This window comes from Chryseobacterium sp. KACC 21268, assembly GCA_028736075.1.
Taxonomy (GTDB): Bacteria; Bacteroidota; Bacteroidia; order Flavobacteriales; family Weeksellaceae; genus Epilithonimonas.
In genome coordinates this window covers 2,916,538-2,933,005 of record CP117875.1, presented here as the reverse complement: position 1 = coordinate 2,933,005, position 16,468 = coordinate 2,916,538, and the positions used below count along the sequence as shown (strand labels likewise).

Below are 16,468 nucleotides of genomic sequence, written 5' to 3'. Positions count from 1 at the left end.
TTTTAGGTGTAATAAAGTTGATCAGCCTGATTGATTTCTTCTTTGAATTCCTCAAAATCTATCATTGGATTGTAGGTCTGTTGTTCTTGTGAATTGGCATTGTTGGTATTGCTTTTTCCTGCCTCCGTTTGTTGACCGTGTTTCATAACGGTTATTTTTCCGCCGACGGAACAAAGCAATTCAGAAATCTCCGTCACGCACTTTTTCCCAGATACCTTTACCTTTTCATAGGTTTTAGTCCACTTTCCTGAAGGTGCAAAAGCACAAGGATTTCCGTTTTTAACGGAACATGCACCGAATGGCATTCCTAAAGGATTAAAATTAAGATCATCTTCTGTAACTACAAGATAATCAGCATTTCCATCTTCATCATTCCAATAATGTTTTTGATGGCTTGTCACTTTGAATGACGGAAATTTAGAACCTTTATCACAGCATGATAGACCTTTTTGTACCACTAGAAATTTGCCATCGTGTTCGCTTGACTTAGTTTGATTTTTCGGTTCAATTTCGTTTGTCTGATCATCCAAATTCTTATTTTCGTCTTCATCTTCGCCAGAGCTTTCATCCTCCATTGTGTCACGTCCTTCATCAACCTCCAAAAAATCTTCACCAGTCGATATATTGGGATTACTGAAATCAGTATTTGAATTTTCATTGGAAAGTGTATTTAAATCAGAATTTCTATCCATTTTGTAGCAGCTTTAAAGTTTGTTCTCTTACAATTTCAGAATCTTTTCTAAATATTATCGAAGCTTCTGCCCCTAGCATTTTTTTTGTCTTCTTATCAGTTTTGTAAATAAGGTTTATTTCTCCATCCGCCAATTCTTGAGAATAATTATCAAAAGACTGTCCTCGCAAAATATCCTGAAGGCTGAACAAATCCTTTATCATACCTTTCAATTTTGTAACAACAATATTTTCATCTTCGTGATTATACCTTGCCGATGTTGAGCAATTGATAAACATCGAGTTTGGTAACAAATAAAATTGCTCTGTCCACTGTCCCGATTTATAAAACCAATCCATTTTAGGAAATAATAATTGGTATAATAAGCATGACGTAAACATTTTTAAGGTATAATCTTTTTTTTCAAGATTTTCGAAAAATCGTTTGAAGTAAGCTTGATAAACTTCTCCGACGAAAAAATCTTCCAAATGCACTCGTTTTTCACTGAATCTCTTCCTGAGATTCTCAAATTCAAAAAATCCAGAGATTTTTCCCTGCACTGGAATTGTAAAAGAAATTGGCGAAATACACTGCATACAAGCTAAAGAAATTAAGCTTATTTTATCATCTGGCACTGACCCATTTTTTAAAAAATCATAAGTTTGAACATCTACAATCTCAAAAGGAAGATTAGTTTCTTTTTTTTCTCTGAATTTAATATCAACTTTATATTCTAATCTTAAATTATTCTCCGTAATTCCCGAAAATGATTCTTTTACAAAGTAAGTATCAGCATAAAAATCTTTCGTCACACTGGCTGATGGCAATTCTTTCTCGCATTCAATTTTGGCCTGCTCCGGATTTTTATATTGTTTAGGAATAATAATTTGCCTTACACCAGCTAAATTATTAAACCACAATCTATTCATTTTATCACAATGACTATTATGAAAATCTTTCAGTTCATCACCTGTCATCCCGATTTTGTGAGCTATAATGTCAAGGTTATCGCCAGCTTTTATGTCATAAAGTAAAATATTGTCGTCCATAACTTGGGATTTGCTAACAGATTTTCTCTTCTAAATTTAGCTAATCATATTCCATTATTTCCAGTAATTCTGTTTATTTGAAAAAGTGTAGTAATTCTACGATTGTAAATTTTGAAAGATGGTTGATAATCCTCTCTTGAAAACAGTGTGAGATATCATGTGATAAAAAACTAAGTTATGATAATATTGATTATACAATTGTTATTGTATGATTAAAATAACTTTATGTTTTGAATACTTTCTAGTAATATTAAATTAATGTTGTTAATTCAATCGTTGTGGCATCATTTTTACTGCGAATTAGGAAATCAGTTTTTCTGATTTGATAAGCCTTACCATTAATTATTAGATACAAAAACTAAAATCAAAATTATGAGTGTACTGGTAACTAACGAGACAATAAAAGAAGTTTTTCATATTGCTGAATCTGTAGCAAGAGAAAATTACAATAATCAATATGGAGCTTCCCATCTTTTACAAGCGCTTTTGCACAATAATTTTGGTTTAAAAGATTTTCTTTTAAATATCGACAAAGATCCAGCTTACATCTATGAATGGGCAGAAGTTCGAATCGAAGAACTCGCAAAAACTGGTCATCTTCCTAATGATATTATAAAAGATGAAAAAGTGAGTACTATTCTTGAAGAAGCGGATGATATTCGATTAAAATTGGGATTAGATGAAATTTCTCCACTATGTTTACTTGCTGCCATTTCGAAACCAAATGTTGCCTACAATGTTCAGGAACTTAAATCTTTTCCTCTCCGCGAACATGAGATTCTAAATTTTTTCCGTGGTGAAGACAAAAATGTCAATATTCACGAAAATCATTTGACGGGACATTCTACCCCCAATAAAAATTCATTTCCAGCTATCAAAAGTTATTGTATTGATAAAACTGAGCAAGCTAACCAGGGTAAACTAGATAATATCATCGGTAGAGATAAAGAACTCAGAATGTTAATCGAAATTCTTTGTCGCCGCACAAAACCAAATGTTATTATTGTTGGAGAACCAGGCGTTGGAAAAACCGCTCTGCTGGAAGGTTTTGCGATTGAAATTAATAAAGGGAATGTTCCGCAGATGCTGAAAGAAGCAACTTTATTGGAATTGGACACAGGATCATTATTAGCCGGGACTTCCTACAAAGGCGAAATCGAAGATCGTCTGAAAAAAGTGATTAATGAATGTAAAAATATTAACAAAGCTGTTCTTTTTATAGATGAGATTCATTCTCTTTTAGATAGCAAAGGAAGTGCAGGAAATGTCGCTAATCTCTTGAAGCCAGAGTTAGCGAGAGGAGAAATAACAGTAATTGGCGCAACTACACAAGAAGAATATAGAAAAATTATAGAACCAGAACGCGCCTTCGATAGAAGATTTGAAGTTTTGAATGTTGAAGAGCCAGATGATGTAACTTGCGTGAAAATGATTGATGTTCTACTAGATGGTTATAAAAATCATCATCAAGTAGATGTCGATAGAAGTGCATTGGCAGATTGTGTCAGTTTGGCGAAGCGTTATTCTAAGGGAAAAAAATTACCAGATTCTGCAATCGATTTGCTAGACAGAACAATGGCTTCGATCAAAATGTTGGATGAATTGTCTGAAACAGAATTACAATCCTGGAAAGAAAATTATGATAAAATCATTGCCGAAATTGATGAAACAGATCCGATTTTAGCTGATGAATTAATCTGGAATTACAATCTTCTTCAAAATCAACTGAGTCCAATTCTTTGGGGTTCACTGTCTGAACAACATACTTTGGAAGCATCAATGGATATTGCTCAGATTAAAAATATTATTAATTCAACCTTTGAAGAATTAATACAGTTAGCTTCGATAAAAAGAGAAAAAGTTGGCAAACTGGAATTGGCTGCAGTTATGGCTGCAAAAACTGGAATTCCAATTGGGAAAATCCAAGCCAAGGAAAAAGAAAAACTCCTGAATATGGAGGAAATGCTCATCAAAAGAGTAGTAGGGCAAGATCACGCTTTGAAAATCCTATCTGATGCGATCGTAGAAAACCGAAGCGGACTCAACAAGCCGGGACAACCAATCGGATCATTTTTCTTACTAGGACCAACCGGAACGGGGAAAACTGAATTAGCAAAATCTATCGCAGAATTACTTTTCAATGATGAAGCTGCGATGATTCGGTTTGATATGTCGGAATTTAAAGAGGAACATTCTGCTGCATTGTTGTACGGTGCACCTCCAGGTTACGTCGGTTATGAAGAAGGAGGAATGTTGGTCAATAAAATCAGACAAAATCCTTATTCTGTGGTTCTTTTTGATGAGATAGAAAAAGCACATACTTCAGTTTTCGATGTTTTTCTTCAGATAATGGATGAAGGTAAAATTCACGATAAATTAGGGAAAGAAGGTGATTTTAGCAATTCCTTGGTTTTATTTACTTCTAATATTGGAAGTGAACAAATTGTGGAACATTTTGAGAAAAATGAAATTCCGAACTCTAAAAATCTGATGAAAATAATGACGGATTCGGGAAGATTCAGACCTGAGTTTTTGGCTAGAATTACCGAGATTATTCCTTTTGCGCCGATTAATGAAAATATGGCTGAGAAGATTTTCAGTATTCAATTAAGATCATTGAGAAAAGCTTTAACTAGATTGGGGATTGGTTTCAATATTGACGATGACGCAATCAAAAATTTAGCTTTAAATGGATTCAGTTCAAAATATGGCGCACGTCAAATTTCTGGTGTCATCAGAGCGCAATTGGCACGACCAATTTCCAAAAAAATTGTTAGAGAGGAAGTGAAATCAGGTGAAACAATCCATGTGAGCTGGAATAATGAGAGGGAAGATTTGGAGTGGGTAATATCATAAAGTAATAATCAAATTATAAGAATGAAATATTTTATCATTTTATTTTTTACGATTATCGTTTCAAAATTTCATGCTCAAGGTTTAACGGCATCTGACACATCTGAACAGAGTGTGAGAAGGTATAAAGGCGTTATCAAAGGCAACAAACAACTTGTAGATTTCATAGAATATACTTTTGTGAAAAAAGGCATTCCGAGACATTTAAAAAACCTTGCTGTTATAGAATCTGGTTTGGATCATACACAGGTTTCCCACGCTGGGGCAAAAGGTTTGTGGCAGTTTATGTCAGCACACGCCAACGGTTATGGTTTGTCCGATGATAACAGAAGTGATATGTACAAAAGCACCAAAACGGCTGCGATTTCTCTGAAAAATCTGTACAGAAAATATGGAAATTGGATCACGGTTGTTGCCGCTTACAATTGTGGTGAAGGTAATATCCAAAAGGCTATGGATAAAGCGAATTCCAGAGTTTACACAGAATTTGCGTCTTATCTTCCATTAGAAACTCAAAATCACGTTAAGAAATATTTGAATGCAGGTTATGCAACAGGAGAGCTGGAACAGATTCTGAATGATTACAGAAATTTTACTGCAAGCCGGAAAGCTACAACGCCTTTCAAATCAGATTTTTCGAATTCTCAAGCCAATTTAGCGGAAACCAAATTAAATGGCGCTTTTGATATCAATGAAATTGCAGAATGGCTAGATATTAATAAAGAAGAAATTTTAGCTTGGAATCCCAAATTAGAAAAGAATCTGAGTGAACAAGGAGAAAGCAATTTTTATTTGCCTAAGGATTTGATGGTTAATTTCTTGATGAATAAAAATGAAATTCTGAACAATTCTTTGAAGAATTAATGTAAAAACTAATCTATGGAAAGCCAAAATTATAAAATTCCCTTCAATCCTGCGAATATGATGATCAGCAACGGTCAAATTGAAACTTGTGATATGGCGGAAAGTATTGCTCAAAATATTATGCTACTAATCGTTACTAAAAAAGGAGAAAACAGATATGATGAAAACTATGGAAACGATGTCTGGAATGTAGAATTTGATAATGGTGTAACGCCTGCAATGTGGGAAAATCTATTCGTAACCAGCTTGCAAAGGCAACTTGCAGAATATGAGCCAAGAATCGTGAATGCAGTAGTTCAGGCAAATATTACTTATGTAGAACACAGTTATGCAACTAGAGGTTTCAGCGAAGTGAAGAAGAAAGTGAGAGTTGGAATCAATGCCAAAATGGAATCAACAGGCGAGCGTTTTAATTTTTCTACAGAATTGTTTTTAAGTCCAATGTCTATCGATTAAAATATAGAAGTATGAGTTTTGATCAACAACAGACTTTTTCTAAGGAAGTCATAAAAGCGAGAATGCTTCAGAATGCGACCAAGCTCTGGGGTTTGAAAAGCATCCAATCGTTGGATCCGTTTGTAAAATTGCTGATTGACGCATTTAGTACGGAAGTTTTTAAAGCTAATAACGAAATCCAGAGCATCAATGGAAGAATTTTGGAACGATTGGCAAAATTGCTGACTCCAACCAATTATACACATCCGACGCCATCTCACGCCATTGCATTTTGTATGCCGGAAGAAGATACGGAAATCCTGATGGAACATTCCGAATTTTTCTTTAAAAAGCATTTGAATTCTTTTAGAAAAACACAGTCTGATAAACAGGTCGAAATTCCTTTTACGCCAGTCGATAATATTGATTTGGTCAAGGCTCAAAATATCTTAATGGTTGCTGGAAATACAGTTTATCATATAGATGAACAATTGAATAAAATCCCAATTAAGAGAATTTCGCAAGATGTTTCTGAATACAGAAATATAATGATTGGCATTGATATCAGTCAGTACGAATCGGAAGTTTTCCCAGAAAAATTCAATTTGTATTGTTCAAATCCTACTTATGAAAAAGTAGATTTCATTTATAGACTTTTACCTCATATCAAGGTTTTTCATAATAATATTCCATTGCAGGTTTCTGCAGGAATTAATTATAATAAAATGAGTGAAGATCAAGGTTATGAAGGTATTTTCGAGGAACAATCTATTCGGCATAAGATCAAAGAAGATGTCAAAAATCTTTACAATCACAAATTCATAGAGATCAGTGGTCTTTATCAATCGCTTTTGAAAAGAATTACGCTAGGATTGCCAGAAAATATTGAAGATGGAAGTTCAGTTTTGGATCCTTTCAGAAATAAAAAAATCCTTTGGCTGAAAATGGAATTTCCACCACAATTCACGTCAGAGATTTTGGAGAATTTTTCATTTGTAATGAATGCTTTTCCCGTTTATAACCGTGGTTGGAAAAAGACGGAATACAATCTGGATATTATGGGAAATAACATCCCAATGGAAACCAGTGAAGAAGAATTTTTCTTATATGTAGAAGAAGTGGTAGATGGTCTTGGAAAACGATATTCCGAAATTCCGTTTACTCCAAATGATGAAATTGAGAAAGGGCTTTTCACCGTCAGAAAAGGTGGAATGGAACGCTTTACCAGCAGAAATGCAACTGATCTGATGTCCTATGTAATGGAATTGTTGAGAGATGAGGTTGCAGCTTTCGCCATCGTCAACAGAGATAAAGTGAAAGATGTTTTGGGTGAAATTTCTGATAAGATGAAAGGTCTGATGAAAAAAGTAGAGCAGGCGAATAAGGAACTTAAAGAAGATGTCAATTACGTCATCATAGAACCTTTGGAAAATTCTACTCACACTTATGCGTCATTTTGGGTTTCTCACGCTTCATTGGCTAACAGCATTCGTCCCGGTACAGATCTTAATTCTCAGAAAAAATTTCAGATCATTACTTTGGTTACTGAGACTACTGGCGGTGCAGAAGAGAAAAAGCAGTCAGATACGATTCTGGCTTACAAATATGCATTGACAACTAGAGATAAAATTATTTCTGCAGAAGATGTGAAAAATTACTGCAAAATGATGTTGAACAGCGAACTGAAAACTGTAACTGTCAAACGTGGAACAATGATAAGCGACAAACCAAGAGAAGGTTTCATCAGAACTGTGGATGTGGAAATCACACCTTTGAATTATTCTTTTTATGGAAGAAAATACTGGGATAATCTGGCGAATGTCCTAAGAAATAATATAAAAGCAAAAGCAATAGACGGCGTAGAATATCGTGTGATGATCGTGGAAGAAGCTATGCATTTGGAAATTTAAACTCACTAATGATGAACGATACTCAACATATTTCTGAACTGAAGTACAACAAACTCGGAACTGATTTTAAAATAGAATCGGTGGCTGCCAATTTGTTGAAATATTACAATGATAGTTCGAGCATTTTTGTCAGAAGAGTTGGGATTAATGACCGTCCTTATCTCAAGGATATCAAAAATATATATTCCACGTATTATGGTCTGGATAATGAGACAATTATTATGGAAACGTACCGCGAGAGTATTTACGATTATCTTCCAGAAGGTTTGTTTCATCCGCCATCTTTGGGAAGTGCTTCTAGCAGAGGTGTAGAGAGTGTTGTGAAGGCTATTAGAAAACAAAAAGAAGTTGAGGAAAATGCCAGAAATTTCTTCCAACCTTTTGAGCAGGAGTTTTTCTACACAGAAGTTTCTGCGCTATTGAAGGAAACTGAATTTGATATTGCGGATAAGTCGGATACGTTGATCGAAACATTTACAGAGCTTTGGCCGATTCTGAAAAAGGTAGACTTGGAAACAGCAAAAGTCTTTTTTTACATTCTTCCGTTTTTGCACGAAGTGAGAGGGAATAAACGTTGGATTGAAAGATTTCTGACTGCTTTTTTGAATGTAAAAGTTGAGATTGATTTTGTCCCAAATATCATTCATAAAAACGAAGGCGAATTAGGAATTTCATCTTTAGGAAACGCAAAACTGGGAATTACTTTGATCCCAAACGGAAAACATATGGATGGGGAAAGAAATTGGCAGATCAAAGTGGGATCTATTCCGTATGATCAAATTCATAAGTATGTTTCAGGAACGGCTTTTCGTGAGTTGTTGCAGAATATATATGACTATTTTATTCCAATCAATGTAAAAATTGAGGAGAAATTTGTGACTGAAAAAAGAGATGATTCATTTATCATAAGTGCAACAGGAAACAATAATAGATTGGGATTTTCAACGTATATTTAAAAAAGATAAAATTATATAAAATAAAAAACTAATATGGAAGTAGGATCTGTGAAAGAGATTTTTTTGAGATATCTTCTGATGCCACTGATTGCGGGAATTATGGTCTTTATTCTTGCACTGATTCGCAAAAGTCAACCTGCCATCAAAATAAAACATATCATTTTTTATATTTTGATAGCTGGGTTATGCCTCTCTTTACCTGGTTTTCTGGGATTCTCGGGGAATCTTTTTAATCCTTACTGGTATCTTTTTTCACAGGTGATTTATTTGGGATTGGGGATTTTTCACGTAAATTTATTGCATCATTATTTTAGAAAATATATAGATAAACTTTGGAAAAGTATTCTTTTTGAAAGCATCCTTAGCATCACATGTATTCTTTTTGGAGGCTATCTTTTTACATTGATTTTCAAATGGATGAGCAAAGATCTGGGCAACGAATATATGGCTGCAACTAGTCTTTTGATTTTCATTGTTCCTCTGGTTTTTTATTACTGCTTCGTACAATTTATCAGCATTCCTTTTGATATTTACAAAACCTGGAGATTTGATCCAGAGCAGAAACCTCACAATTTTCAAGGTGTTGATTTTGATAAATTAATGGTTCTGAATGTAGAATTAAGCAAAAATTCCGAAGATCAGCAGAGATTCATTGTAAAAGCAAAAACGCTTCCTACGGGAATCACTTTTGGAGATTGGTTTTATCGCCTGGTTGATGATTATAATTACAAAAATCCAGCAACGACTATCAAATTATTGGACGCAAACGATGAACCTTTCTATTGGATTTTCTACATCAAAAAATCATTTTTCAGCCTTAGAAAATACATCGATTTTGAGAAAGATATTTTAACCAATAAAATTACCGAAAACCAAACAATCATCTGCAAAAGAGTCATAAGACATCAGGAAGAAGGTAATATCGCAAACCAAATAACGACAACATTATGATACAGCCAATTAAACATTATGCAGTAAACTGGGTAGACGGAATGAAGATTTCGAAAGATCATCTTGTACAACAGGAAGATTTTATTATAGATTCTATCCGAGATTGTAATTCTCTGCAAATCAACTCTTACAACTTTGGATTGCTTCCGATTTCTGAAAAATTTGGAGACAAAACCATCTACGAACTTCAAAGCACCGCAACCAATGATGCGCAACTGACAATCAAAAAATGTACGGCTGTCACACTTGCAGGCTACAGAATCGAGTTGTTCGATTATAAAGTCAATATCAGAAATCTGGCAAAAAATATGTCTCATGAACAGGAAGATATGGACGGTGAATATTATATTCTGGCTTCAGTCAATCCTTTTGATCACATATCTTTTGGAGATATTGATGCAGAAGAAATCCCGCCAAGACATCCTTTTACAAAACCGAATTACAAAATTGAGTTGATAGATATTTCAATTTTGAATAGCAGTTATTCCGGAGGAAATTATTTGGTTCTAGGAAAAGTCGCAATGAAGACTGGAATGGCTCAGATTGATGCGCATTTTATTCCGCCTTGTAGTTCGATAGAAAGTCACCCGAGATTGGTAGAATATTATAATAGTTACTCTAATTCTTTGAGCAATCTTCGTCAATACGCGTTTAAAATTATCCAGAAAACGGCACATAAAAACCAGAATGTGACTTTGGCAGAAAACGTGAAAATACTTTGTAAAACGATTATTTCTAATATCGGGGAGAATTATTTCCAATTTAAAAATGTAGTAACAGAACAACCTCCTATTTTCTTGATTAATATTTTCTCAAAACTGGCACTTCAACTTTACAATGATACGCAGATGATTGTCCAGTCTGAGTTGGAAGAAATGCTGAATTACAGCTTAGAATGGAGCGAAATTACACCTCATTCATTGTTGAATCAATTGACGGTTTCTGCAGAAATTAATTACGATCATCATAATACCGGTGAATATTTTTACAATATCAATCAAATGCTGAAAAGTCTTGAATCTATTTTTGGAAAATTGAGCGAATTAGATTACATCGGCCAGAGAAAAGAAAATATCATCGTAAACGAGCAAGAAGTGAAATCCAACGACGATCCGAAAAAAGGTTGGAGTGTTATCGATTAATTTTAGGTAGGGAATAAATAGATTTAGTCGTAGAATTACTACATTTTTAAAATTATATAGAATGATTTTTTTCCAATCAAAATATGTTTTTTAATTTTAATAATCGCAAGAAATTGTGTAAATGAATGTTTTCAGAAGATAGTTACATCAAATTAAAAATCAATGGTTTATTGGATTTGGAAGTCTTGGCAAAAGAATACCAGATTTCCAAACAAGACATTATCAAATTTCATAATCAACATTGCGAGATAGGAGAGATTCTGCCTTTGCATCTTCCGAAATATGTTCCTTTTCTTTTTTTGCCAAAGAAGAATTTTGAGGACAGAAATTTGGAGTTTCTAAAGTCAAGTGATTTGCAATATCCAATCGGAATAAGCCAAAAAAAATATGGTGTTGTCATAAAATATCTTCACAGTAATACTCAGATCCATTTTGAGGTTGATATTAAGCGGGATGGATATTTGGTTGAAATTAAAAAAGGAAAGAATTTTATCAATAATACGGAAGTTGAAAATACTATTGAAAAATTATTTGAAAAGGCAGAGCAAGCAATTTATCCCATAAAAATATCAGTAGATAACAAAGGACTCTTTTTTAAAATTGAAAACGAACAGGAAATCCAGGATAGATGGGAGAAAGAATATTCACCGAAATTGAAGGAATATTATGTTGGAGAAATTGCCGAAGACATTTTAAAGAAGATGGACATCACTTTTAGAAATATGAAGTCAAAACAAAGTTATTTGTCTCAAAGTAGCTTTTATAAACTTTTTTTTCTTCCTCTTTACCAGCTGTATTCGGGGTACAGTAAAGAGGATTCGTTTAGTTTTTATTTTGCTAAAATTCAAAGTGATATCAATTTTAATGTAAAATATACTTTAGAAAAAGAATATACAAGAGGGAATAAAATCGCTTTACGGATTTCGGGCAACGAAGCAGATGATTACTGGGTTAAAAAAGAAGAAAAGGGATGTTTAGACTGGCTATATAAATTCCATAGAGACACCCATGATTTATTTTCAATAACGGGTTCAGTTTCCACTTTTGAGAGAGGAAAAGAAATAAAGATTGAAGTACAGATATTCGAAATTTAATATTTTGAATTAAGTGATAAGAAGTGTAAAAACAATATTATGAGTGAGAGACATCTTGTTTGCCAAGGCGCCATTTGCCGTTGCAACTTCGGGACAACTCCTGATAAATTAAAAGTCTTAACACAAAGCAAGCGCTACATCAACGATAATGGAGGTAGTAAAAAACTGGTGGCTACCGAAAAAGATATTGGTAAGACGTTTGAAAAAAACATGTTCGGAAACTGTTCTAAACTTAATAATAATCCTTGCCAAGTTACTGTCACGCAATGGAGTGGTTTTTATGACAAAATTACAATTGAAGAAAATGGTGGCAAAGCCTTATTAGAAAGTAGTAAGGCAACTTGTCCTATTGGAACTACAGATTGTATTACGATTATCAACCACGGACAGACAGCTGAACTTTCTAATCAGAACGTGAAAAATGCAGATAAAGAAGTTTTAGCGGAATTGTTTCCGCTAGGTGATATTCAGCGAGAAAAAGATTTATTAAATATCAAAAATTTATAAATTATGAGTACTGGTCTCCATATACAAGTTATTAAGGAAGGTTTTGAACAAAATAAGTTTGATGCAGTATACGGATGTTTGACATTATTAAGAGCAGGAACTTTTAAAATACTTGTAGAGGAATATGAAGCAGAATATAAAAAAAGAGCGCTTGAATTCGAGAAAGATGGAAAATTTGCCCAGCAAAAATGGAAGGAAAGGTCTGATGCTGGTTGGAGCAAAGAAAAATTAGATGAAAACTGGAAGGCAAATGAAGTTCAGCGAGATGCCAAAAAAAAGGATTCACTTGATGCAATGCATCTAAAATACAAGGATGTAAACTGGGTTTGGGTGGTAGCACCTAAACAATTGACCTCGGCAGAACTTTCTCATAATCAATCGTTTTCGAAGGGTATAACACAAAACGGTAGATATACTATTACATTTCCGAAAATTTTGGAGGGAGGTGGAATGGCATATTTAGAAGCTTTTCAAGCAGAAGAAGGAGCAAGAGGTAAAAAGCCTTTTGGTATACTTGTAAAAGCTACAGGTACTCCTCGGATCGTACGTGTGGAATGGACGGATTTTGATTATAATCTGTTAGAGAATAAGTTGGTTGCATTCAATTCAGAAGTGTTACTACATATTTATACAGAAGCACTCTACGGACAAGAATTGGAAATTAATCTTTTTGATGAAGATATCTTCAATGATGACGGCTTGAATATTGCGAAAGGAAATTCTTTCCGGCGTGAAGTAAATATAGAAAAAGTACACCCAAAGGAAATTGGTAAAAAAGGTGTTGCCGATAATCTTATAAAATCAGATCAAAGCGCAACAGATAACGCAATAGAGAGAGAGCAGTACATACAAAAAGTTACGATAGAGGTAAAAGTTGACTATGCTTGGATGAAAAGCGCTGGAGAGCATCTTAAAATTTATCCAACTGTAAAATCTTTGAAAACGGGTAAGTACTACGAGAATTTTTCCAGAGAATTTTTGGAAGTTTGCAGCAGAGATGGCGTATTGTATGATGTGCAGAAAGAGGTTACTAATAAACCAGTAGTTGTAAGCGAAATAGAAACCAACGTAGCGGCCTATTCTCCTTGTAGATATGATCAGATTTTGTTAACTGATCCACAAAACAAAGTGGCGGACCAGCAATTGTACAATAGTGCAGATAAACTAGCTATTGATAGTCTTACTTATAATTGCTTTGCAAGCTCTGACGATGATAATCCTAATATTCTTGAGCTTAAATATAACGGTTATAGTGTACTTGAATGTATACAGAAAAATGAACATAAAAAGCAAGGTAGATTTATATTTGATAATAAAATAGAAATTATAACAGCAGAAAATGATCAATATAAATTAAAGATTGAGGGAAACGGTAATAGAGGTTTAATAAGGACCAATCCTGAACTTTTCTTCTTTTCGCCAGATAAAATCAATAAATATCAATTTGTAGCAAATACTTGTGCGCAACCAAACCAAGTTATTAATATCAACGTCTATCCTGTTGTAGAAAGGGAGGTTGCTTTTGTTTTAACGCTTTTCAAAACATTGAATGCAGAGATCAATCCTAAGTTTTCAACTAGGGAGAAGTTGACCGACTACAACAAGAAAAAAAGCATGAGGCTGATTCGTGATGAATTAGAGATTCTATATCAGACGAAAGGTGGTCTTGGATTTGGATTATCAGCGAAAATAAAAGTTGATAGTGTAGAATCTTCTGTAGAACTAGGACACACTAAAAATCAAATTAAAAAACTGATAGGTTTTTACAATAAAGTTAATGAGGTATTAGCACCTTTCGATGGAAGGGATAAAGTTTCTGACTCTATCGCATATCAAAAAAAGATCTTACCAAAAGTTACTTTTGATTTAGAACCGCCTAATTTAGCTCTTGCATTACGAATCACAAATAAGAAAATCGAAGGTACGGGTGATATCGTTTGGCAATTAACTGGGGCTATCGCACTAAAACCTATCGCAAAGTTTAAAATTGGTGTAGATCTGATGACTCTTTTACAATACGCTGGAGTTGGTGGAAAAATTGCAGATTGGATAAAAGAAAAATTGGAAAACAGATATAATTTTACAATATATGTCATTTTCGAAGTGTCCTTAGAAGCTAAGGGTGAATTAACATTGACATATAATCGGGTAGAAGGTTTCGCACCAGGACCCAGAAAATTACAGGTAGAACCTGCAATAGCTATAAAAGGTGGTGTGAAAAGCACAGAGTTTGTGACCGTAATGGTTCCAGAAGCAGATGGAAAGTTACAATCTGCAAAGGTTGAGAAATATAAAGCAGAAGCCTCTGGAGTGTCTTCTATACTTTACACTTACGAGGTAACATCTGATAGTAAAGGACAGTATAGTCAGCATAAATTAGAATTTACCGGATTGAAAGCTACTATCATTGTCTATGCTATAAAGGATGGTATGAAATATAATGAAACGTTCAGGAGAGATTTTACCATCATAGAAAAACCTGTAGATCCTTGGTACAAATCTGATAAAGATTACACGGTATGAAAAGTTTTAATCCAATTATCGCATTAAATATTATTCTAGTCATTTTTATATCTATTTGCATTTTAATATTTATTTTTCTTCTGAAATCAGATAAGTTGACCGTTGTTTCTTCCATTGTTATTGGTGCAATCACTCTTGTTTTAATTACAGTTTTAGCGAGTTTTAATGTTAAAACTTATGGTTCCGCGGAACAGTTTGAGAAGTCAGAAATCAGTAAAAACAGATTGTATTTTTATGACGGTGAATTTGTGATCGACAGTCCTCTTTTGCAAGAAAAAAAAATTGTAGAGTGGAAGCAGGTTGAAGCAGTTTTTCTAATGAATTCAGCGCCGTTGGATGGTGAATATTTCAATTTTCAGTATATTATTTTTGCCAAAACTCCCGTGAAGACAGTTCGTTACAAAGATCAAAAGTGGTATAATAAAATTTTACCCGCTCACACAGACCGAGCTGAAGTGACGATTATTAGAATTGATGATTATCGAAATATTGATTTTCACAGTTTTTTTCCAATGGCGAATAAACATCTTGATTACGTTAATAATAATATTGCAAAATATCTTAATCTGAAATTTGGGAATGATGTTACGAGGCAGAACTTTAATCAAAATCAATCTTCAAGCACAGCAAATACAATTAATAATCTTGGATTTTATAAGGTTTTTGACAGAAATAATGCTATCGGAGATTCAACACTATCTGACTACAGAAAAAACTCAGTTCTATGACAAATCCTATTTATTACTTAGAAATCAAAGCTTTTCATTGTTATGTGGAATTATGGCTCAACGATATTATTGTATTTGCTCATTACGAAAAAAATGGAAGTATCTGGGTAGATTGGCCTATTAATCAATTTATTTTAGAATCTGGTGTACAATCCTATGAAGTTAGACTTTTACCTTACGAAGGAGAATCCGGATTATCGCAGCAGGCAGAGGCGGAATTTGGAATTCACGCGATAGAGGCAGTGACAGAAGACGAAAGAATTGAAATTATCGAAAAGTCATCAATAGATATAAAAAATAGAGATACCTTACCTTTATTTGTTCAAAAAGGAAGTTTCCCAGTAACTGTCCCATATAAAAATGATGGCTGGAAAAACTCCATTTCATTGATGGACGAAGATAAAAATAAATTGCTCAGCGAAGTTTTGGCTTGGAATCAAAAATTATTGACTATTTATAAGACTTCCAACATATCAGAATATAACAAGATTTATTACCAAAGAGAAGCTGAATATGCGAAAGCTTACACAATACCATTTGTTCAAAGTTCACAAAATATTTTCCATTCGAAGTTCAAGGATTTAAAATCGTTGCCAGATCACATCTACCAACTTGGCATCTTTGGAAACGGAAAACTGGTAAGCGTACAACTTCCTAAAGAACTTCCAGGTTTTACATATCAGCCTATAACTGTAAATGAGGAAAGCCTGGGTGTGAGTCTTCTATTGTTCTTTCATAGAAAATCTGAAGGCGAAGCTTTGGAGATTATCAGATAAATGATTTCAT

The 16,468-nt window shown here is 33.8% G+C and carries 14 protein-coding genes; 12 read left to right on the top strand and 2 right to left on the bottom strand.

The genetic code is table 11. The features are described from left to right. Positions 1-2: 2 nt before the first annotated feature. Together PQ459_13555 and PQ459_13550 are read right to left on the bottom strand one after the other, a co-directional pair. A complete protein-coding gene (locus tag PQ459_13555; protein ID WDF45925.1) occupies positions 3-692 on the bottom strand; it encodes a DUF4280 domain-containing protein in 690 nt (229 codons plus the stop codon). Further along, positions 685-1,719 carry a hypothetical protein gene (locus tag PQ459_13550; GenBank protein WDF45924.1) on the bottom strand — a complete coding sequence of 345 codons (1,035 nt, stop codon included), beginning with the start codon at positions 1,717-1,719 and terminating at the stop codon, positions 685-687. The genes PQ459_13555 and PQ459_13550 overlap by 8 nt, the downstream gene beginning before the upstream one ends. A 372-nt stretch (positions 1,720-2,091) precedes the next feature. Here PQ459_13550 and PQ459_13545 point away from each other — a divergent pair, with 372 nt between their 5' ends. From PQ459_13545 to PQ459_13490, 12 genes are all read left to right on the top strand, one after another. After that, entirely contained in the window at positions 2,092-4,575 is a 2,484-nt protein-coding gene (locus PQ459_13545) for an ATP-dependent Clp protease ATP-binding subunit (protein WDF45923.1), read from the top strand. Positions 4,576-4,596: 21 nt separating this feature from the next. Then, entirely contained in the window at positions 4,597-5,436 is an 840-nt protein-coding gene (locus PQ459_13540; protein WDF45922.1) for a lytic transglycosylase domain-containing protein, read from the top strand. Between the two features lie 15 nt (positions 5,437-5,451). After that, positions 5,452-5,892, top strand: a complete 441-nt coding sequence (locus tag PQ459_13535; GenBank protein ID WDF45921.1) for a GPW/gp25 family protein — start codon at positions 5,452-5,454, stop codon at positions 5,890-5,892. Positions 5,893-5,903: 11 nt separating this feature from the next. Continuing rightward, positions 5,904-7,781: a type VI secretion system baseplate subunit TssF gene (locus tag PQ459_13530; GenBank protein WDF45920.1), complete on the top strand. Its 1,878-nt coding sequence runs from the start codon at positions 5,904-5,906 to the stop codon at positions 7,779-7,781. An 8-nt stretch (positions 7,782-7,789) separates the two neighbouring features. Beyond that, positions 7,790-8,737, top strand: a complete 948-nt coding sequence (locus PQ459_13525) for a hypothetical protein (GenBank protein ID WDF45919.1) — start codon at positions 7,790-7,792, stop codon at positions 8,735-8,737. A 33-nt stretch (positions 8,738-8,770) separates the two neighbouring features. Continuing rightward, the gene (locus tag PQ459_13520; GenBank protein ID WDF45918.1) at positions 8,771-9,688 is read left to right on the top strand and encodes a TssN family type VI secretion system protein; all 918 of its coding nucleotides are present in this window, start codon (positions 8,771-8,773) and stop codon (positions 9,686-9,688) included. Then, a complete protein-coding gene (locus PQ459_13515; GenBank protein ID WDF45917.1) occupies positions 9,685-10,830 on the top strand; it encodes a hypothetical protein in 1,146 nt (381 codons plus the stop codon). The genes PQ459_13520 and PQ459_13515 overlap by 4 nt, the downstream gene beginning before the upstream one ends. Before the next feature lie 185 nt (positions 10,831-11,015). Next, positions 11,016-11,924 (top strand): hypothetical protein, encoded by a 909-nt coding sequence (locus PQ459_13510; GenBank protein WDF45916.1) that lies wholly within the window; start codon positions 11,016-11,018, stop codon positions 11,922-11,924. Positions 11,925-11,963: 39 nt separating this feature from the next. After that, the gene (locus PQ459_13505) at positions 11,964-12,431 is read left to right on the top strand and encodes a DUF4280 domain-containing protein (protein WDF45915.1); all 468 of its coding nucleotides are present in this window, start codon (positions 11,964-11,966) and stop codon (positions 12,429-12,431) included. A gap of 3 nt (positions 12,432-12,434) precedes the next feature. Next, positions 12,435-14,954 (top strand): hypothetical protein, encoded by a 2,520-nt coding sequence (locus PQ459_13500; protein WDF45914.1) that lies wholly within the window; start codon positions 12,435-12,437, stop codon positions 14,952-14,954. Next, on the top strand, positions 14,951-15,682 hold the full coding sequence (locus PQ459_13495) for a hypothetical protein (protein WDF45913.1): 732 nt from the start codon (positions 14,951-14,953) through the stop codon (positions 15,680-15,682). Before PQ459_13500 ends, PQ459_13495 begins: the two co-directional genes overlap by 4 nt. Further along, a complete protein-coding gene (locus tag PQ459_13490; protein WDF45912.1) occupies positions 15,679-16,458 on the top strand; it encodes a hypothetical protein in 780 nt (259 codons plus the stop codon). The genes PQ459_13495 and PQ459_13490 overlap by 4 nt, the downstream gene beginning before the upstream one ends. Positions 16,459-16,468 lie beyond the last annotated feature (10 nt).

Coding starts and splice junctions, on each gene's coding strand:
- PQ459_13490 (WDF45912.1), top strand. CDS start 15,679: ATGACAAATCCTATTTATTACTTAGAAATCAAAGCTTTTCATTGTTAT.
- PQ459_13520 (WDF45918.1), top strand. CDS start 8,771: ATGGAAGTAGGATCTGTGAAAGAGATTTTTTTGAGATATCTTCTGATG.
- PQ459_13535 (WDF45921.1), top strand. CDS start 5,452: ATGGAAAGCCAAAATTATAAAATTCCCTTCAATCCTGCGAATATGATG.
- PQ459_13505 (WDF45915.1), top strand. CDS start 11,964: ATGAGTGAGAGACATCTTGTTTGCCAAGGCGCCATTTGCCGTTGCAAC.
- PQ459_13495 (WDF45913.1), top strand. CDS start 14,951: ATGAAAAGTTTTAATCCAATTATCGCATTAAATATTATTCTAGTCATT.
- PQ459_13530 (WDF45920.1), top strand. CDS start 5,904: ATGAGTTTTGATCAACAACAGACTTTTTCTAAGGAAGTCATAAAAGCG.
- PQ459_13550 (WDF45924.1), bottom strand. CDS start 1,719: ATGGACGACAATATTTTACTTTATGACATAAAAGCTGGCGATAACCTT.
- PQ459_13545 (WDF45923.1), top strand. CDS start 2,092: ATGAGTGTACTGGTAACTAACGAGACAATAAAAGAAGTTTTTCATATT.
- PQ459_13500 (WDF45914.1), top strand. CDS start 12,435: ATGAGTACTGGTCTCCATATACAAGTTATTAAGGAAGGTTTTGAACAA.
- PQ459_13515 (WDF45917.1), top strand. CDS start 9,685: ATGATACAGCCAATTAAACATTATGCAGTAAACTGGGTAGACGGAATG.
- PQ459_13540 (WDF45922.1), top strand. CDS start 4,597: ATGAAATATTTTATCATTTTATTTTTTACGATTATCGTTTCAAAATTT.
- PQ459_13525 (WDF45919.1), top strand. CDS start 7,790: ATGATGAACGATACTCAACATATTTCTGAACTGAAGTACAACAAACTC.
- PQ459_13555 (WDF45925.1), bottom strand. CDS start 692: ATGGATAGAAATTCTGATTTAAATACACTTTCCAATGAAAATTCAAAT.